The organism is Butyrivibrio sp. MC2021 (genome assembly GCF_000621605.1).
Lineage (GTDB): Bacteria > Bacillota > Clostridia > Lachnospirales > Lachnospiraceae > Butyrivibrio.
The window spans coordinates 128,486-148,307 of record NZ_JHXX01000002.1; the positions used below are offsets into that span (position 1 = coordinate 128,486).

15 protein-coding genes are annotated in these 19,822 nt (G+C 46.9%); 14 read left to right on the top strand and 1 reads right to left on the bottom strand.

The window, feature by feature from the left end; all coding sequences use genetic code 11:
- Nucleotides 1-14: 14 nt before the first annotated feature.
- The 10 genes from rlmN (at nt 15) to T359_RS0106585 (ending at nt 10,272) form a co-directional block, all read left to right on the top strand.
- Entirely contained in the window at nt 15-1,100 is a 1,086-nt protein-coding gene (rlmN, locus tag T359_RS0106540) for a 23S rRNA (adenine(2503)-C(2))-methyltransferase RlmN (protein WP_242839059.1), read from the top strand.
- Nucleotides 1,101-1,154: 54 nt separating this feature from the next.
- Nucleotides 1,155-1,916 carry a Stp1/IreP family PP2C-type Ser/Thr phosphatase gene (locus T359_RS0106545; RefSeq protein ID WP_026516772.1) on the top strand — a complete coding sequence of 254 codons (762 nt, stop codon included), beginning with the start codon at nt 1,155-1,157 and terminating at the stop codon, nt 1,914-1,916.
- Nucleotides 1,909-3,927: a Stk1 family PASTA domain-containing Ser/Thr kinase gene (gene pknB, locus T359_RS0106550; protein ID WP_026516773.1), complete on the top strand. Its 2,019-nt coding sequence runs from the start codon at nt 1,909-1,911 to the stop codon at nt 3,925-3,927. Before T359_RS0106545 ends, pknB begins: the two co-directional genes overlap by 8 nt.
- Nucleotides 3,927-4,856 carry a ribosome small subunit-dependent GTPase A gene (gene rsgA, locus T359_RS0106555; RefSeq protein ID WP_026516774.1) on the top strand — a complete coding sequence of 310 codons (930 nt, stop codon included), beginning with the start codon at nt 3,927-3,929 and terminating at the stop codon, nt 4,854-4,856. The genes pknB and rsgA overlap by 1 nt, the downstream gene beginning before the upstream one ends.
- Before the next feature lie 22 nt (nt 4,857-4,878).
- Nucleotides 4,879-5,454: a histidine phosphatase family protein gene (locus T359_RS0106560; RefSeq protein WP_026516775.1), complete on the top strand. Its 576-nt coding sequence runs from the start codon at nt 4,879-4,881 to the stop codon at nt 5,452-5,454.
- Between the two features lie 24 nt (nt 5,455-5,478).
- Nucleotides 5,479-5,946: a methylglyoxal synthase gene (locus T359_RS0106565; RefSeq protein ID WP_026516776.1), complete on the top strand. Its 468-nt coding sequence runs from the start codon at nt 5,479-5,481 to the stop codon at nt 5,944-5,946.
- A gap of 96 nt (nt 5,947-6,042) precedes the next feature.
- Nucleotides 6,043-6,747: a response regulator transcription factor gene (locus tag T359_RS0106570; RefSeq protein ID WP_026516777.1), complete on the top strand. Its 705-nt coding sequence runs from the start codon at nt 6,043-6,045 to the stop codon at nt 6,745-6,747.
- Complete coding sequence (locus tag T359_RS21420) at nt 6,747-8,378, top strand: HAMP domain-containing sensor histidine kinase (protein WP_051545049.1); 1,632 nt, start codon at nt 6,747-6,749, stop codon at nt 8,376-8,378. Before T359_RS0106570 ends, T359_RS21420 begins: the two co-directional genes overlap by 1 nt.
- 26 nt (nt 8,379-8,404) lie before the next feature.
- Nucleotides 8,405-9,532, top strand: coding sequence for an N-acetylglucosamine-6-phosphate deacetylase (gene nagA, locus T359_RS0106580; RefSeq protein ID WP_026516778.1), 1,128 nt, complete (start codon nt 8,405-8,407; stop codon nt 9,530-9,532).
- A gap of 95 nt (nt 9,533-9,627) precedes the next feature.
- Nucleotides 9,628-10,272 carry a hypothetical protein gene (locus tag T359_RS0106585; protein ID WP_026516779.1) on the top strand — a complete coding sequence of 215 codons (645 nt, stop codon included), beginning with the start codon at nt 9,628-9,630 and terminating at the stop codon, nt 10,270-10,272.
- Between the two features lie 8 nt (nt 10,273-10,280).
- Here T359_RS0106585 and T359_RS0106590 read toward each other — a convergent pair whose 3' ends face one another.
- Nucleotides 10,281-12,173: an EAL domain-containing protein gene (locus tag T359_RS0106590; RefSeq protein ID WP_026516780.1), complete on the bottom strand. Its 1,893-nt coding sequence runs from the start codon at nt 12,171-12,173 to the stop codon at nt 10,281-10,283.
- A gap of 210 nt (nt 12,174-12,383) precedes the next feature.
- Between T359_RS0106590 and T359_RS21425 the strand changes: the two genes are divergently transcribed.
- The 4 genes from T359_RS21425 (at nt 12,384) to T359_RS0106610 (ending at nt 19,565) form a co-directional block, all read left to right on the top strand.
- Nucleotides 12,384-15,497 (top strand): EAL domain-containing protein, encoded by a 3,114-nt coding sequence (locus tag T359_RS21425; RefSeq protein WP_051545051.1) that lies wholly within the window; start codon nt 12,384-12,386, stop codon nt 15,495-15,497.
- Nucleotides 15,494-16,339 carry a patatin-like phospholipase family protein gene (locus T359_RS0106600; protein ID WP_026516781.1) on the top strand — a complete coding sequence of 282 codons (846 nt, stop codon included), beginning with the start codon at nt 15,494-15,496 and terminating at the stop codon, nt 16,337-16,339. Before T359_RS21425 ends, T359_RS0106600 begins: the two co-directional genes overlap by 4 nt.
- 111 nt (nt 16,340-16,450) lie before the next feature.
- Nucleotides 16,451-17,461, top strand: coding sequence for a glycoside hydrolase family 5 protein (locus T359_RS0106605; RefSeq protein WP_026516782.1), 1,011 nt, complete (start codon nt 16,451-16,453; stop codon nt 17,459-17,461).
- Between the two features lie 40 nt (nt 17,462-17,501).
- The gene (locus T359_RS0106610; RefSeq protein ID WP_026516783.1) at nt 17,502-19,565 is read left to right on the top strand and encodes an oxidoreductase; all 2,064 of its coding nucleotides are present in this window, start codon (nt 17,502-17,504) and stop codon (nt 19,563-19,565) included.
- Nucleotides 19,566-19,822: the final 257 nt, after the last annotated feature.

Sequence of the window (19,822 nt, forward strand, 5' to 3'; positions counted from 1 at the left end):
AAGAGGATAGTAATTTGTCAGAAGTTAAGACTGATAACAAAGAATATATAAAGGGGCTGTCAGGTAAGATTGATATCAAATCCCTGACCCTGCCTGAACTTTCAGAGTGCATCAAGGCCATAGGAGAGCCCGCCTTCAGAGCAAAGCAGCTCTATGAGTGGCTCCACATCAAGCAGGTTGCTGACTATGATGATATGACCAATATCTCCAAGGCTCTCAAGGAAAAATGCCGTAAGAACTTTGATCTGGTATCTCTTAAGTGCGTTCAGGTTCAGGAGTCCCACATCGACGATACCAAGAAGTTCCTCTTTGGCCTTGCCGACGGCAACGTCATTGAGAGTGTCTTCATGAAATACAAATTCGGCGTAAGCGTATGTATCTCATCCCAGGTGGGCTGCCGCATGGGCTGTAAGTTCTGTGCTTCGACTCTGGACGGCGTTGAGAGATCTCTTTTGCCATCAGAGATGCTGGATCAGATCTACTCTATAGGCAGGATCACCGGGGAGAAGATCTCAAGAGTCGTAGTCATGGGAAGCGGAGAACCCCTGGATAACTACGATAATCTCGTCAGGTTCATAAGACTTTTGTCCGATGAAAACGGAATGAATATGGGTCAGAGAAACATCACAGTATCCACCTGCGGTATTGTGCCAAATATCTACAAGCTGGCAGAGGAGGACTTTTCCATAAACCTCGCCCTGTCCCTTCACTCCTCCAACAACGAGAAGAGAAAACAGCTTATGCCCATAGCCAACCAGTATGAGATCCACGAGGTTCTGGAGGCCTGCAAGGCATATTTTGATAAGACCGGAAGACAGCTCACTTTCGAGTATTCCCTGGTGAGCGGCGTCAACGATACCGATGAGGATGCGGCGGAATTATCTGAACTTTTGTCAGGCCTTAACGCTGTTGTTAATCTTATTCCCGTGAATCCAATAAAAGAGCGCGACTTTAAACCTACAGACCGCTCCGGGGCCCTTGCATTCAAAAATAAACTTGAAAAAAGTCGAATAAATGTTACTATTAGAAGAGAAATGGGCAGGGATATTGATGGCGCCTGCGGACAGCTTCGAAGACGTCATTTGGAAGAAAACCAGTAATAACCTGCTTATTTGTATTGTGATGAAAAATAGTAGACTTGGGGAGAAACTGTTTTGCTTAAGACCTTTTCCATAACGGATATTGGAAAAAAACGAAAACTGAATCAGGATTATGTCTTTTCTTCTGACAGAAGAATCGGAAACCTTTCCAATGTATTTATTGTGGCAGATGGCATGGGAGGCCATAATGCCGGTGATTACGCATCCCGTTTTACTGTAGATACAATGGTAGAGGAGATTGAAAAGTCTTTTGAACAGAGCCCCGTCAAGATTTTGGAGAAGGCTATCAAGATCGCCAATTCCAAGCTGCGAGAGAAAGCCTCCGACGATCCCAAGCTTTTCGGCATGGGAACAACAGTTGTGGCGGCCACAGTCCTGGGCAGATACCTTCAGGTTGCCAATGTGGGAGACTCCAGGCTCTACGTCATCAATGATACTATCACACAGATTACAAGAGATCATTCCCTGGTGGAAGAGATGGTCAGAATGGGCGGAATCGACAGAGAGACAGCCCGCAATCATCTCGACAAGAATATCATTACCAGGGCTATCGGTGCCACTGAAACGGTAGACATCGACTTTTTTAATGTGGAATTAAATCGTGGGGACATAGTTCTCATGTGTTCTGATGGGCTTACCAACATGCTTGAAGACGAAGAGATTCGTATGATAGTAAGTGGTCAGAGAGACATCATAGAAAAAGCTCAAAAGCTTGTTGTGGCGGCTAATAACAATGGGGGAAAGGACAACATTGCAGTTATCCTTATTGAGCCGTTTGCTGAAGAAGTAGCACATGACGGAGGACTAAATGATTAAGATAGGGATGATAATCGGCGACAGGTACGAGGTGCTGGAAAAGATCGGCACCGGCGGAATGTCCGATGTATATAAAGCAAAAGATCATAAACTAAACCGCCTTGTGGCTGTGAAGGTGCTGAAGCAGGAATTTTCCGAGAACGAGAATTTTGTATCCAAGTTCCGTGTAGAGGCTCAGTCAACTGCGGGACTTATGCATCCCAACATCGTTAATGTATATGATGTTGGCGATGAGGACGGCATCAACTATATCGTAATGGAGCTGGTTGATGGCATCACACTTAAGAAGTACATTGAAAAGAAATCAAGGCTCTCCGTGAAGGAGGCAGTCAGCATCGCGATCCAGGTGGCTATGGGCCTGGAGGCTGCTCACAATAACAATATCATTCACAGAGATATCAAGCCTCAGAATATTATGATCTCCAAGGAGGGTAAGGTTAAGGTAACAGACTTCGGTATTGCCAAGGCTGCCACCAGCAACACCATCACCTCCAATGTTATGGGATCCGTTCACTACACCTCCCCTGAGCAGGCAAGAGGCGGTTACAGTGATGCCAAGAGTGATATCTATTCCCTTGGTATTACATTATTCGAGATGCTTACAGGCCGTGTTCCCTTTAACGGAGACACAACCGTAGCCATTGCTATCAAGCATATTCAGGAGGACCTTCCAAGTCCTGCTGATTACAACGAGGAGATTCCTGTCAGTGTTGAGAAGATAGTTCTCAAGTGCTGCCAGAAGAGCCCTGACAGAAGATATCAGAACGCTGCAGAGCTTATTACAGACCTCAAGAAATCTCTTATCACACCGGATAAGGACTTCGTTGACCTGGTGGATCCCGATGAAGAGGGTCAGACCAGAGTTGCTTCCGAGCAGGAGATCGCTTCTGTCAAGAACGGCGGACACAAGCTTTCCGATACCGAGCAGATGAGACTTAAAGAGGACGTCATCCGCGAGGATTACGCCAAGGACAAGAAGAACTCCAGAAGAGATTACGAAGAGGATGAGGACGATGATTTTTACGGCTACAACAGGGACAGGAGAAGAAAGCCTGCACCACCCAGCCGTATAGAGAAGCTTACCATCATCATGGCTGTTATTTCAGCTGTTCTGGTGGGCTTCATAGTGATACTTCTTCTTGGAAGAAGCATGGGACTTTTTGGAGCCGAGGATTCATCAGGAGCAGAGGCCAGCAGCACTTCTCTTGCAACCACTGAGACTCCCGGAAGTCAGGGAACCAACGGAATACAGGTTCCTGATGTAACAGGCAAGTCCTACGCCGAGGCTGTTTCCATTCTTACAACCGATAAGGGCTTTAAGGTAGAAAAGGCCGAGGATTCAGCCAATACAGCACCCAAGGATACAGTAGTATCCACCAATCCTGCCGCAGGCAGCAAGGTTACCAGCGGTGCCACCATTACAGTGACCGTCAGTAACGGTTCCAATTACGTTAAGACAGAGACTGCTGCAGAGGCCGCAACCATCGCCAAGGCCGAGGGCCAGGTCACAGTGCCCAATGTTATCGGCAAGACCTCTGAGGAAGCGGTTATTATCCTGGTGGAGTCAGGACTTACAGCAGGAAGTATAGTTGAGACCAGCAACGAGGATTCCAATCTCACAGGTCTTATCTGTGCCCAGAGCATTGCTGTGGGAACCTCTGTTTCAGAGGGAACCATCATCAATATGGAGCTCTCAACAGGCCCTGCCAATGTTACTTACAGCTATGTGGCTGATATTACAGCTCCCACAGAGGGCGAGAATTATACTCCCGGATTATCCGTGAGAGTCAGCCTTGTAACCTCTGACGGAGTTACACTTCTTAGCACAACCACAACAGATTTCCCTGTGCAGGCTACCTACAAGGGAATCACATCACCTACGGGAACTTTGACCTTTGTTTATACCGCCACCGCACCTCAGGTTACCAATCCTGATACCGGAGAGATCACAGGCGGCGGAACCCAGGAGTACACAGTCACAAGAGCTGTTACTTTCACACAGGAGAATTAATGAAAGGCAAGATTGTCAAAGGAATTGCCGGCTTCTATTACATAGAAACTCCCACGGGAAAAGTATATGAATGTAAGGCCAAGGGCATATTCAGGAAATTCAACTTAAAACCGCTGGTGGGAGATGACGTGAGGATTGATGTCATCGACGAGGAAAAATGTCTTGGAAACGTCACAGAGATTATTCCAAGAAAGAATCAGCTTATTAGACCGCCTGTTGCCAATGTGGATCAGGCGGTTATTTTGTTTGCGATAGTTAAGCCCAATCCAAGTTACAACCTGCTGGACAGATTCCTCATTACCATGAGGCAGCAGAATCTTCCCGTTATCATCTGCTTCAACAAGCAGGACATTGCCACTGAGGAAGAGCAGCAGGAACTCTATGATGCCTACGAAAAGTGTGGCTACACCGTTCTTTTCATCAGTGTCAGAGAAGAGAGAGGACTGGATGAACTGAAAGAGCACCTTCGGGGCAAGACCACAACCCTGGCAGGACCCAGCGGTGTGGGTAAGTCATCCCTTCTTAACAAGCTCGTTCCCGATGCCCAGATGCAGACCGGAGAGCTCAGTAAGAAGATCGACAGGGGCAAGAATACCACAAGACATTCAGAGCTTTTCTTTGTAAAAGAGCTGTCGGATATGTCGGAGGACGGAGTGGAGACCTATATCATCGACACCCCCGGATTCACATCCCTGGATCTTAAGGATGTCACCTGCGACAATATCATGCAGTACTATCCGGAATTTGAGGAGTATGAACCCTCCTGCCGTTTCGGAGGCTGCGCCCATATGGCAGAGCCTGACTGCGGAGTTAAGACCGCTGTGGAGGAAGGCAAAATTGCCCGGGTACGCTATGATAATTACAAAATGATCTACCAGGAACTAAAGAATATGCGCCCCGATTATTCCAAGGGGAAGAAAGGGCGTTAATACATACTGCGAGGATATCGATTTGAAGATATGGGTAACCAGACATGGACAGACTGCACTTAACGCAGGAAAGAAAATGCAGGGAAGATCGGATATACCCCTGAATGATACAGGATTGGCCCAGGCCCGGGCTGCCAGAGAGAAAATTGGAGATATCACCTTTGATGCGGTCTATTCAAGTCCTCTTATCAGAGCTGTCAGGACTGCTGAGATCATAGGCAATGTTTCCGAGAAGGATATTATAAGAGACGAGAGGATAATAGAGGCCGACTTTGGCCCCTATGAGCAAAGGAGCTATTACGGCTGCGGTCTTGCCATGAGCCTTTACTGGGGCTTTCCGGAGCTTTTTCCCGCTCCCAAGGGAGTAGAGACCACAGACCAAATGATACAAAGAACCAGATCCTTTCTTAAGGAGCTGGAGACCAAGGACTATGAGAACGTGCTTGTTGCCTGCCACGGCGGCATAATCAGGTTTATCAGAGGCTATCTGGAGGGTGCCAAGGAAGGCTTCATCTGGCGTCCAAGGCCCAAGAACTGCGAGATCAGAGTCTACGAGAGCGTTGCGGGAGAATACATCCTGGTGGATGATATCATATAAGAACAGATAACAGGAGGACATTATATGTCAGATACACTTACACTCACTATTCCAAAACAGAAGAACATTGCGCTCATTGCCCATGACGGCAAGAAGCATGAGCTTATAGACTGGTGCAAGGCCAATTCAGAGGTTTTAAAAAGACACTTCTTATGCGGCACCGGAACCACAGCAAGGATGATAACAGATGCCACAGACCTTCCTGTTCGCGGCTACAATTCAGGACCTCTTGGAGGCGACCAGCAGATCGGTGCCAAGATCGTAGAAGGCAAGATTGATTTTGTTATATTCTTCTCCGATCCTCTCACAGCTGCCCCTCACGATCCCGATGTGAAGGCCCTTATGAGAATTGCCCAGGTGTACGATATTCCTTTTGCCAACAACAAGGCAACAGCTGATTTCCTTATCCACAGCTCATATATGGATGAAGAGTACGATCATGAGGTCATCAATTTCAAGCAGAATATCGCCCATAGAGCTGAAACTCTTTGATATTAATTTATTAAATAACAAAAATCTTTACTTACTTTAGCGTTCGTTAAGGTTGGGTAAAGATTTTTTTGTTAGAATAAAAGGTGGAGGTGTCCTATGAGTGAGAATAAAAACAGAATTCTTATAGCAGAAGATGACAGGGATATCATAGATCTTTTGAGGCTCTACCTGGAGAAGGAGGGCTATGAGATCATTTCCGCAGAGGACGGCCTTGTGGCAATGGACCTTTTGCTGGATGAAAAGCCGGATCTGGCTATTTGCGATATTATGATGCCGGGAATGAACGGCTTTGAACTGATAAAAAAAGTAAGGGAATCAGATAACAATATTCCCATTATAGTTTTGTCCGCCAAAAACCAGGATGAGGACAAGATAAGAGGACTGGACATAGGTGCTGACGACTACATGACCAAGCCCTTTAATCCCCTTGAGATAGTGGCTCACGTAAGAGCGGCCTTAAGGCGCTTTTATCAGCTTGGAGGCGAGGCTGCTCCTGCCAATGTTTTCCAGGTGGGAGAGCTGTGCATTGATGTGGAGAAGGTCCTTTTTACCAAGAACGGCAAGGCTATTGACCTTACCCCCTTTGAGTTCAAGGTAATGACCCTTCTTATGAAGAACCCCGGAAGAGTATTCACCAAGGTGCAGGTGTATGAGCACATCAACGGCGAATACTTTGAAAATGATGAGAATACTCTTATGGTTCATATGAGTAAGCTCAGAGACAAGATTGAGGATGACAGAAATAATCCTAAATATATCAAGACCGTGAGAGGCCTTGGATATAAGATTGAGAGAATCTGATGGCCAGACTGATTAGACCGTTTAACAGAGAAAAGGGTACTTTGGCTTCATTGGTCACCAGGATCTTTGTCATATTTGCGCTGCTGGTGGTCATTCTTACTTTGACTGTATATTTGGCAGCTGGCCTTGCTTTTAACAGGGCCCAGGACCAGAAGGGTCCCTACAGGCTTATCCAGCAGACAGGAACCCTGTCCAAGGAGCGCTATGGCCGCCTGCCTGTCAGGGCATTTCTTGGCAGCGGCAGTTATATCGAGGTCCTTGATGCCGGTGCCAATGTTATCTATTGCAGCAATCCCTTTAAACACAACACCTACGAAGTAGAGGAAATTGAATATATTCAGAGCGTTGACGGAAACAGCTACTACTATGTGGAGCCTGTGTACATCGGCGGAGAACTGGCGGGATACGTTATTCAGAAGCATGCCCTCAACACCACCTCCTACGACAGTGAGAATGGTCAGATTTCCGTGACCGAGGGCGGTGTCAGCGGCATCATGGTTCTGGACAGAAGGAAAAATGTCACCTATTCCACCCTGAACAACGGAGTATACCACATCTCCGATACGGAATTTGAGTACATGTACGGCGGGAACGAGCTTAATTCCACTATTCAGAAGCATGAGTTCTGGACTGAAAAGGGACAAAAGAGGACCCTTATTCTCCATGTCAATTATTCCAAGGACAATCTAAGGGCAGAGTATAAGCGGATCCTGATCGTTGCATCCACTGTTTTTTCACTGTGCCTTTTGGGACTTATCTTTGTCTTTGCCGTCAGGATTTCCCTGAGAATAAGAAGGCCTCTGAAGCTCTTTGCATCCGCCATGCGGGAGATCACCAAGGGAAGAACCGACACCACCGTGGCCTATGAGGGACCCAGGGAATTCGTTGAGATCGCCGATGCCTTCAACAACATGTCCACAGAGCTTCACGACAGTGAGAAAAAAAGAGCTGCGGCGGAGCAGGAGAAGCAGAAGATGCTGGCGGACATTTCCCATGACCTGAAGACCCCCATCACTGTTATTCAGGGTTATGCCAAGGCTGTGGCTGACGGCCTTATTCCCAAGGAAGATGAGAAAAAATATCTGGATACCATCAGCAAAAAAGCAGATGGCTTATCGGATCTTATAAATACCTTTTATGAATATTCCAAGCTGGAACATCCTGAGTTTCGCCTTGTTACGGAAACCGGGGATGTATGCGAGTATTTCAGAGAATATCTGGCTCTTAAGTATGAGGAGATAGAGCTTCTTGGATTTAACCTGGACCTTGATATTCCCGATGAAGAGATCATGTATGACTTTGACAAGATGCAGCTTAAGCGCGTGTTTGAGAACATTTTGTCCAATTCCATCAAGGCAAACAAGGCCGGCACCACCATCATCGCCTCCATGAAAAAGACTTCCGACAGGATAATCATAAGACTTGGAGATGACGGAGTGGGAATCCCCGCAGACATTAGGGACAATGTGTTTAAGCCCTTCGTTGTGGGGGATGAATCAAGAACCAGCGGCCAGGGCACGGGCCTTGGACTTTCCATTGCATACCTTATCGTCAAGGCCCACGGAGGAACCATCAGGCTCCTTGATGAGAATGAGGCAGAGGGAAAAACGATTTTTGAGATAGTATTGTAAGAAACAGACTTCCGGGGGGACACACCATGAGGATTACAGGCGCTAAGGTCTTTAGCGAACTGCATAAATTCGAAGAAAAAGAAGTATATGTAAAGGACGGGCTTTTTTCGGACAGCCATGACACCGAAGAAATCGTTGACGCCAAAGGGCTGATGCTTATTCCCGGCCTCGTGGATATCCACTTTCACGGAGCTGTGGGCCATGATTTTTGCGACGGCGATAAAAAGGGCCTTATGGAAATCGCTGAGTATGAAGCGAGCTGCGGCATAACAGCCATATGTCCTGCCACCATGACCTACAGTGAGGAGATCCTTACGGGCATCTGCCGAAATGCCGCCGATTTTCGAAAAGAAGGCATTTCAGAAAAGGCAGCGGACCTTGTGGGCATCAATATGGAAGGCCCCTTTATCAGCCCTGACAAGCTGGGAGCCCAGAATCCTGAATACCTCCATGAACCCGATGTTCCCATGTTCAAAAGGCTGCAGCAGGAGAGCGGCGGTCTTATCAAGCTGGTGGACATTGCACCGGAAGTTCAGGGCAGCATGGACTTTATCAGAGAGCTTAGAAACGAGGTATGCATATCCCTTGCTCACACCTGCGCAGATTATGAAACAGCCCTTAAGGCCTTTGACCTTGGAACAAGGCATATGACACACCTTTACAATGCCATGCCGGGCATAAGTCACAGAGAGCCCGGGCCTATTATCGCGGCTCTGGAAAAGAGGGCAGAGGTTGAGCTGATTGCAGATTCCGTCCATGTGGATCCTGCCATGGTGAGATTTACCTTTAATACCTTCGGCGAGGACAGAGTGATCCTTATATCCGACAGCATGGAAGCCACAGGACTTCCTGACGGAGAGTACAGCCTTGGAGGCCAGAGCGTCACCGTCCGAGGAAACAGAGCAGTCCTTACCTCTGATCAGAAGACCATCGCAGGCTCTGTCACCAACCTTTTTGACTGTATGAAATGCGCAGTGCTCCGGATGGGAATTCCTCTTGAAAAGGCTGTAATAGCAGCCACGGAGAACCCCGCTCTGGCCATAGGGATATTTGACCGCTACGGAAGCATAACCTCCGGAAAAGTGGCCAGCGCAGTCCTTATGGATGAGGATTTGAATATTAAAAAAGTTCTTCTCAGGGGGAGCTTTTTGTAAGATGAATTGACATTTTAGTGACGAATAGTGTACGAAAATGTGTTATTATATATTTAGCAGAAAACCCATACCTATTTTATAAGGGGGACACGTTCATGTTAAATGAGTACACAAAGATTCCTGCACAAATGAACTCAAATGTAGCGCTTAAGATCATTCCGGGACATTATGCCACCACCCATTCCCATGTAACCAATTATATGGAGATCGGTACGCTGAAGACCCGTTGCAATGAGGCCCATGGCGTTGCCAACATTCTGGCTATGCATTACACTCTTTCCACGCCGGTGGATACCATCATCTGCGCCGACGGAACTGAGGTTATCGGAACCTACCTTGCTGAGGAACTCACCAAGGCCGGAGTTCTTAACTGTAATGCCCACAAGACTATCTATGTACTTGCACCGGAGTATGCGCCCAACGGACAGATCATTTTCCGTGACAATCTGCAGCTGGCGCTACGCGGCAAGCATACACTTCTTCTTTTGGGATCCCTTACCACCGGACGTACTCTTGAGAGCCTTGCTGAAGGCGTGAGATACTACGGAGCCGTTATCACCGGCGCCTGTGCTATTTTCAGCACGGTAAAACAGGTTGAGGGTCTTCCTGTTATTTCTGTTTTCCATCCGGAAGAAATCCCCGGCTATGAATCCTATGATGTTGCTGATTGTCCGCTCTGCAAGCGGGGGGTGCCTATCGACGCCCTTGTTAACAGCTTCGGATACAGCACCCTCAGATAATTCGCGGATCAGATGCCAAATTTTTCAATGAACTGATTTACCGGAAGCGGTTTAGAATAATGATATCCCTGAAGATAATCGCAGCCTATATTTTTCATGGTCGCAGCCATATCTTCGCTTTCAATGCCTTCCGCAGTGATGCTGAAGCTCATGTGCTTGAAGGCCTGAATCATAGCGGGCAGGAACTCATCAGGGTCTTTACAGTAGTCCCAGACAATGCTCATATCCAGCTTGATGTTGGAAAAAGGGCATTGTTTGAGACGGGAAAGATTGGAATAACCTTTTCCGTAGTCATCCAGTGCAAAACTGAAGCCTTCATCTCCAAGGCTTTGAATCTGTTTTTGGAGAAAAGCGTCATCAACCATGGATTCTTCTGTGATCTCCAAGTGAATCTTCTCCGGGTCAATTCCGTAATCTCTGGCAAGAGAACTGTATCTCTCCGCCAGGTTGGACCTCATAAACTGCAAAGGGGAGAGGTTTACATTGATAAAAGACAATCCCAGCTTTGTTAAAAGGCCGTCCTTAATAAGCTGGCAGGTTTTTTCGAATACCTGCTCACCTATATTGTTTATTTTGCCGTTTTTCTCCGCAATAGGAATAAAGAGCGAAGGGGAGATGATCTGACCCTCCTGATCTCTTATTCTGGCCAGGACTTCAGCACCGGTAAGCTCACCGGTTTTTGAGCTGATAAGCGGCTGCAGAAAGACCTCAACCTGATCGTGATTGATAGCGTATGTAAGGGCTCTTTTAATGGCTGCTTCCCGCTCATTGCTTTTGAGTTCTATGTAGGAGACATGTACCTGAGAACCATTTTCCAGAGTATCTGCTTTTCCCAATGCTCCTATAAGAGAGCTCATGATTATATCTGCGGACTCCACGGTCTGACCCGGGTCAATGGTAGCAAAACCTGCTTCCAGATAGATTTCCGCATCTTCATTTCTCCAGGGCTCCTTGAAGCGCTCCTTTATTTCCCAGGACATCTGATAATAGTCCATATCCTGCTCACCGAGGATAATAAAACGACCACTTTTATAGTAGAAAACGTACTGATTTTTATAAGTTGTTGTTAGATATCTGCCTATTGAATAAATTGCCCGGTCCATCTGAAGGCTTCCGTAGAGATCCCGCATTTCATTGTAATTATGAATAATTATACCAAGTATTCTATAGTGGAGGCGCCCGTTGTGCTCGTCAATGAATTCCTTAAAAGCCTTGCTGTTGAATATTATGTTCCTGGTTTCCAGGTAGAACTCAGGATTCATAAAGGACAGGTAGATTATAAGGATGACTATAAGGCAGAAAATGTCCATGAACAGGTAATCCGGCAGAAGATAGCGAACCAAAAGTCCTGCCGCAAGGAACAGATTATAGATAAAGATCGCAAGTCTTTCACGCCTTCTTTTCAGCTTGTGCCTGAATTTGAACATACAGTAGAAGGAGAGCAGAAGATAATAGGTAAAGATTGCGTAGACAAGAAAATATAACGGCCCGTTATGATAGCCGTTTTCATCAAAATAATAAATAAATCTGAAGAATGGTGAGAGGACCGTAAGGATAATGGCTAATGCGTAGGGACCTCTTACTATCCAGGTATGCACAGGGTCATCCAGGGGTTTGATGTCATACAGGCAAATAGTGAAATAGAAGTAGGTTACTCCGCTTAGGAAAAAGAATATAAAATACCCGGCATTCAGCACATGAACAAACCACAAAGGAAAGAGCTGATAATTATTATCAACCCAGCTGGAGAGGATATTGAAAAGCATAACCAGACTTTCAACCAGTATAATGCATAAAAATCCAAAGTTCCTTCTGATTTTTAGCCTTGGAAGGGAAATATAGAAGGCAACTATTATACAAAGTACAAGAAGAGTCGGTATTGAGTAGTTTATTTTCCACATAATACTTCCTCGTGCATAAATGTGCTAAATTACAATAACATTGTATTTATATTCATTTTATTTCATGGCCAGACCAAAGACAATTAACTCGGCATAAACTAAATGAAAAGATGATATAAATTCCTGATTTTTTGCAAAATATCCTCAAAAACGCTAGAATAGTATTATGTCAATTCAATTGTTCGTCGGCGTTCAAGTTGGGGACTTCACATGGACAAATACCACTACAGCGAAACTGAACTAAATCTGATTGAGAACAGCTGCATTCCCATGGCGGTATATCAGTTTATCGACCGCAGGGTTGTAACTGTGGCCATTTCCAGAGGCTTCTGCGACTTATTCGATATCCAGGATATAAAGGAAGCTTATGACCTTATGGATAACAACATGTACCGGGATACCCATCCCGAGGACGTGGTCAGAATATCCGATGCAGCATACAAGTTTGCTACAGAGGGCGGCGAATACAAGGTTATCTACAGGTCCAGGAAGGGCGGTGAGTACAGAATCTACAGGGCCCATGGCAAGCACGTTTATAAGGGCGACACCAGGCTCGCCGTTGTAGTTTATTCAGAAGAAGGTGCGTTTCTGGACAGTGAGGACAGCTACGCTGATAACCTTCAGCAATCCCTTGACAAGGCACTTCGTGAGAGAACTCAGGCCTACAATACCAACTACGATTACCTGACGGGCCTGCCCAGCATGACTTACTTTTTCGAGCTGGCGGAGGCCGGCAGGGAGAAGCTTATAGCTAGCGGCCAGGAGCCCGTGGTCTTATTCTTTGACCTCAGTGGTATGAAGAATTTCAACCTTAAATACGGTTTTTCTGAGGGAGACAAGCTCATAAAAGAGGTTGCAGGAAGCCTCAGAAGGCATTTTTCAAATGAGAACTGCGGAAGGTTCGGTGGAGATCATTTCGCTGTTTTCACAGCCCGCAAGGGAATGGAAGATCAGCTTGTTGCCATCATGAAGGAATTAAAAGAGCTGAATAGCGGCGTAACCCTCCCCTTAAGAGTGGGCGTGTACGAGGTTCAGGATAAGCATGTGGAACCCAGTGTGGCCTGTGACAGAGCCAAGATGGCCTGTGACTCCACAAGAAGCAGCTACGTGTCAGGCATCAGCTTTTTTAACATGGATATGCTCCGCCGTGAGGAAAAAAGGCAGTATGTCCTTGAAAATATTGACAAAGCGATAGAAAACGGCTGGATCAGGATTTTTTACCAGCCCATAATCCGCAGCGCCAACGGAAAGGTATCCGATGAGGAGGCCCTTGCCAGATGGTTCGACCCTGAGAAGGGCATGATATATCCCGATGAGTTCATTCCGGTTCTGGAGGATGCAAGGCTTATCTACAAGCTGGATCTCTACGTAGTGAAACAGGTCCTTGCCAAGATGAAACTCCAGAAGGAAAATGGGTTCTACGTGGTGCCTCAGTCAGTGAACCTCTCCAGGGCAGACTTTTTCTCCTGTGATATCGTGGAAGAGATAAGAAAGCTTGTGGAGACGGCAGGGATAGATACCGGCAAGATAACAATAGAGATTACAGAGTCACTGGTTGCCAGTGATATTGATTTTATAAAAGAGCAGGTTGACAGATTCCATGAACTGGGCTTCAGAGTCTGGATGGACGATTTCGGCAGCGGCTATTCTTCACCGGGACTGCTTCAGAAGATCCATTTTGACACCATCAAATTTGACATGGAGTTCATGAGAGAGTTCGATAACGGAAAGGATGGTAGGATCATTCTCTCCGAGCTCCTGAAAATGGCCGGTGCCCTGGGCATAGAGACGGTGGTTGAGGGTGTTGAGACCGCAGAGCAGGCGGAGTTCCTGAGGGAAGCCGGCTGCACCAGACTTCAGGGCTATTACTACAGCAAGCCCATTCCCATGGAAGAAGTATTTGAGTGCTTCAAAAAGGGCATGAAGATCGAATTTGAGACCTCTGAGGAAGCAGAGCGCTATGGGGCCAAGGACAAGGACAAGGTAAACATGTACGACCTTACCTTTACGGAAATGGCTCAGTCTCTTTCTTCTGACTATATATATTATTACTTTGTGGACCTTGATTCCGAGGAATATGTTGAGTATGCCACCGATGGCCGGGGCAATATATTGTCTGCCGGAGCCAAAGGAGATGACTTTTTTGCAAAGTCCTACAAAAATGCTGCAGACGTTATTTTTGAAGAGGATCTGGAGGAGTTCCGGAAGAGCTTTACAAAGGAGAATGTGGTAAGGCGCATCGAAAGCTCCGGAAGCTATACCTATACCTATCGTCTGAAGCTGGACGGCAGGCCCACCTATGTTCATATGAAGGCCGGCAGATCTAAGGGTAGCAAAAACGGTATGGTCATCGGCGTCAGCAATATCGATGCCCAGAAGAAGCAGCAGGAAGCCTTTGAGCGCCTGAAGGAAGAGCAGATAACCTACAACAGAGTTGCTGCTCTTTCCGGTGATATTGTGGCTATTTACACAGTTAATCCTGAGACCGACAGCTATTACAAATATGTGGAAAACAAGCGCTTCAAGGGCCTTGGCATATCTTCCACCGGTGACAGATTCTTTGAGGTTTTCAGGGAGTCCGGCAGAAAGAACATCTTCATCGAGGATGTGGATCAGTTCATGGACTCTTTTACCAGAGAAAAAGTCCTGGCAGGGGTGGAGAAAAATAAGATATTCTCCATGAATTTCAGGGTCATGGTCTCCGGAGATCCCAAGTATGTCAGCCTCAAGGCTGCCATGGTCAAGGCAAAAGGGGGCAGGGAGCTGGTCATCGGTCTTTTGAATATCGACGATCAGATGAGAAGAGACATGGAGTATGCCAAGAATCTCTCCGCAGCCCGCAATGAGGCCAATCTGGATGCCCTTACGGGAGTAAAGAACAGGCATGCCTACATCGATATCGAGGAGCAGATGGACAAGCTCATCGATGAAAAGAAGATAACAGACTTTGCCGTGGTTGTCTGCGACATCAACGGACTTAAGGAAATAAATGATACCTACGGGCACAGCGCCGGAGATGAGTACATCAAAAACGGCTGCGATATGATCTGCGGAGTTTTCAGACACAGTCCCGTGTTCAGAGTGGGCGGAGATGAATTCGTAGTCATTGTTCAGGGCAGAGGCTTTGCGAATATCAACAAACTCATGCAGCTGGTGGAGGAAAAGAACGAGGAGAGCATGAGAAAAGGCGGCGTAGTGGTGGCTGCCGGTGTGAGCCTCTTTAAAAACGATACCAGCGTGGCTTCAGTTTTCGAGCGGGCCGACGCCGATATGTATGAGAACAAGGTAAGACTTAAGATAAAACAAAAGGATTTGGAGAAATGAAAAAAGGACTGGTAATGGAAGGCGGTGCCATGCGGGGGATGTTTACCTGCGGAATTCTGGACGTCTTCATGGAGAACGGAATAACTTTTGACGGAGCGGTGGGAGTGTCCGCCGGAGCCACCTTTGGCTGCAACATCAAGTCGGTGCAGCCGGGAAGGGCCTTCAGATACAACAAAAAATACTGCACAGATAAGCGCTATCACAGTGTTTCATCCCTGATAAAGACCGGGGACATCTACAACGTGGATTTTTGCTACAACGAACTTCCCTACAAGCTGGATAAGTGGGACATAGATACTTTTTCCAAAAATCCCATGGAATTCTACTGCGTTGCCACAGACATCGAGACCGGCAAGGCGGTATACCACAAGTGCCTTACCGGGGCGAAAAAGGATATCGTTTGGATACAGGCTTCCGCGTCAATGCCGGTGGTTTCTAAGCCCGTGGAGATAGAGGGCAAAAAGTATCTGGACGGCGGCATGTCGGATTCCATACCCCTTAAGTTCATGGAAGGAAGAGGCTTTGACAGGATTCTGGTAATAGAGACCCAGCCTGCGGATTATGTGAAGCAGCCCCAGAAGTATATGCCCCTTATTAAATGCATGTACCGTAAGACTCCGGGAATGATAAAGTGCATGGCAGACCGCCATCTCATGTACAATGATGAGAAGCGCTACATCCGAGAGAGAGAAAAGACCGGAGAGGTTTTTGTTTTAAGACCAAAGGAGCCCCTTAACATAGGCGCCATCGAGAAGGATCCGGCCCAGCTGGAGCGGGTTTACAAGCTTGGACGAGAAGCGGCAGAGGCTAACCTTTCGCAGATCAAGGCATTCCTTAATTGAGGGAATGCCCTTTTTTACTCCTTTAAAGCATTATTCACTTGAAGCACCGGCTTCAATCCTATAAAATAAAGGGTAATGAGGTTTTACGAGTGGAAATAATTGGAGGAAAAAATGAAAAGATTTGATGGATTTATGTTTGGTGCAAACCTTGGAGGATGGTTGTCGCAGTATGATGACGACAGCAAGGAGCACTTCGATACCTTCATTACCGAGGAGGATATCGAGAAGATCAAGAAGGCAGGTTTTGATCATGTCAGAGTGCCTGTTGATTATGTGATCATCGAGACGGAGGATGGCGCCCCTATCGATGAGGGTTACGAATATATTGCTAACTGCATCAAGTGGTGCAGAAATAACGGTCTTAACATGGTCCTTGATCTTCACAAGTGCTATGGATATTCCTTTGATCCCCTTGATACAGGGGCCAGCAAGGAGAAGTTCTTCTATGACAAGGATCTTCAGGAGCGTTTCTACAAGACCTGGGAGACCATCGCAGAGAGATTTTCCGGGGACGCAGATATGCTTGCCTTTGAGCTTCTCAATGAGGTAGTTTCACCTAAGGTTGTTGAGGAGTGGAACGAGATCTCCAGAAAGTGCTCACTGGCTATCAGAAAATATGCTCCCGTTTCTTATATCATCATCGGCGGCGTATGCTACAACAGCGTAACCAGCGTACCCCTTCTTGGAAAGCCCATAGACGACAAGATCGTTTATAACTTCCATTGCTATGAGCCCTTCATCTTTACACACCAGAGAGCTTTCTGGGTTGAGAACATGCCCAAGGATCTGGTGGTTGAGTATCCCGGAAGCCTTGATGAGTACAGAGATAAGTCAAGAGAGCTTTCACCGGATCTGGCTGATGCCATCAACAGAGGAGAGATCACCGAGATCGGACCTTCTTACTTTGAGAGAATCTTCGTTCCCGCTGTTGAGACAGCCGAGAGAGAGAATGTCAATCTTTACTGCGGAGAGTACGGCGTAATCGAGCTTGCCGACACAGAATCCGCCAAGAGATGGTTTAAGGATATACACAGCGTATTTGACAAATATCACATCGGTCACGCTGTATGGAATTATAAGGAAAAGGACTTCGGAGACACAGTTCAGAAGTGCTTCTTCTAAAAAATTAAAGCAATGACGCTTTAGGAGCCTGATTTTAATTATGGATAAAAATTTGGAACCTCTTTTTACACCTTGGAAAATCGGCAATGTGGAGATAAAGAACAGAATAGTTTTAACCTCCATGGGCGGAACGGATCTTTTCGGATGGATGGAGAAGAATCATTTTGACAAGGCGGGGGCGGATTTTATCCTGGAAGTGGCTTCTAACAATGCGGGACTTCTCCTGCCGGGATGCCAGCCCGTGTACAATCCCATGTACGGCCAGTGGCTGTACAAGAACAAGCAGATGTACAAGGATCTGGCGGATTGGATGCCCAAGTTTCATGCTACGGGGGCCAAGCTTTTTGTGCAGCTCACCGCAGGCTTTGGCAGATCCTTTACCGTAAGCCCCATGATGGAGAAGCTCTACAACAACAAATTCCTAAGGGTAGTCAGCAAACCCGTGATGGATCTTGATAAGATAACAGCTTCCGCAAGTCCCTCTCCCAACAGATGGTCGGACAAGCTTCCTTCCAGGGAGATGACAGTGGAGGAGATCCATGAGTTTGTCAGAGCCTTCGGCCAGACGGCTTTGCTCCTTAAGGAAGCAGGAGTAGACGGCGTGGAGGTTCACGCGGTTCATGAGGGGTATCTTCTGGATCAGTTTACTCTTGGATATGTCAACAAAAGAACAGACGAATACGGCGGAAGCTTTGAGAACAGATACCGCTTCGCCGCAGAGATAGTAAAAGAGATCAAGGCCAAGTGCGGTAAGGATTTCCCCGTATCCCTTCGTTACAGCGTGGTTTCCAAGACCAAGGGCTTCAGACAGGGAGCTCTTCCCGGCGAAGAGTATGAGGAAGTGGGAAGAGACTTTGAGGAGTCCAAGAAGGCAGCCAGGTACCTCCAGGAAGCAGGCTATGACATGCTCAACTGCGACAACGGCACCTATGACGCCTGGTACTGGGCTCATCCTCCCATCTATATGCCTGAGAACTGCAACTTAGCCGATGTATCAGAACTCAGGAAATATGTGGATATTCCCGTGGTCTGCGCAGGACGTATGGACCCGGCTGTGGCGGCAGAGGCCGTTTCAGAGGGTAAGATCGACGGTGCAGGCTTTGCAAGACAGTTTTTGGCTGACCCGGAGTGGGTTACCAAGCTTATGTCAGACAAAAAAGAGGACATAAGACCCTGTATCCTGTGCCACAACGGCTGTTTTAACATGTGCCATTACAAGGGCGTTCCCAATGACCAGAAGCTTTCTGACAGCCTTCATCTTGCCAGGTGCGCGGTTAATGCCGAAACCATGCAGAAGGATAAGCACCATATCAAAAAGACAAGGCACCCCAAGAAGGTCATTGTCATCGGCGGCGGAATCGGCGGAATGGAATGTGCCAGAGTCCTGAAGCTCAGGGGCCATGAGCCTGTTATATATGAGAAGACCGGAGAACTTGGAGGAACCTTTTTAGCTGCCAGCGCAGAATCCTATAAGGGAAAGCTCAGAGACCTTCTTGCCTGGTATATCAGACAGATGGAGGAACTGGGAATAGAGATACATCTCAATTCTCCCATTATAGATGTAAGGCAGTTTGGCAGAAGTGACATTATCATAGCCACAGGCTCCAAGCCCAGGTTCCTTGGAAATACTCCCGGACAGGAGAAGATGATCGAGGCCTGTGACTTCTTAAGGGGCAGGCAGGTTGGCCGGACAGTAGCGGTTATAGGCGGCGGTCTTACGGGCTGCGAGATAGCCTACGAGCTGGCGCTTATGGGCAAGACTCCCATCATCATAGAGATGAAGGACGATCTTATTTCCCAGAAGGGCGTATGCCTTGCCAACAGTTCCTATCTCAGAGAATGGTTTGAGCTTAACAAGGTGGAGGTTCATCTTGAGACAGCCCTCAGCGAGGTCTGGGACGGCTATATCATCTGCAGGGACAAAAACGGAGATGAGTTCAGGATAGACTGTGACAGTGTCATCAGTTCCATCGGATACGTCCCCAATCCTGTGGTAAAAGAGAATGAGAAAACCAGCAATATGGACTATGTAGGCGACTGTAAAGAGGTGGGCAACCTTCGCTCCGTTATCTGGAGAGCCTATGAAGTAGCCATGAGAATATAATTATTTTGAACATAAAAAGAGCAGGTGACTATATGAGCCACCTGCTTTTTGTATTTACATAAAAGCAATTATGCTGTCATGTTAAAGTCCCTATAGCTTTGCGCCACAACGAAACGCAATACTTTTTTAATGGAATTTTTAGATTTTCGCATAATGACGCATGGTGCATAAAATCCATATACATTATTTAGCCAATATTCACAATGATATGCCGTTAATTTAAAGATGACTATGCAACCATGAGTAGAATTGCATCC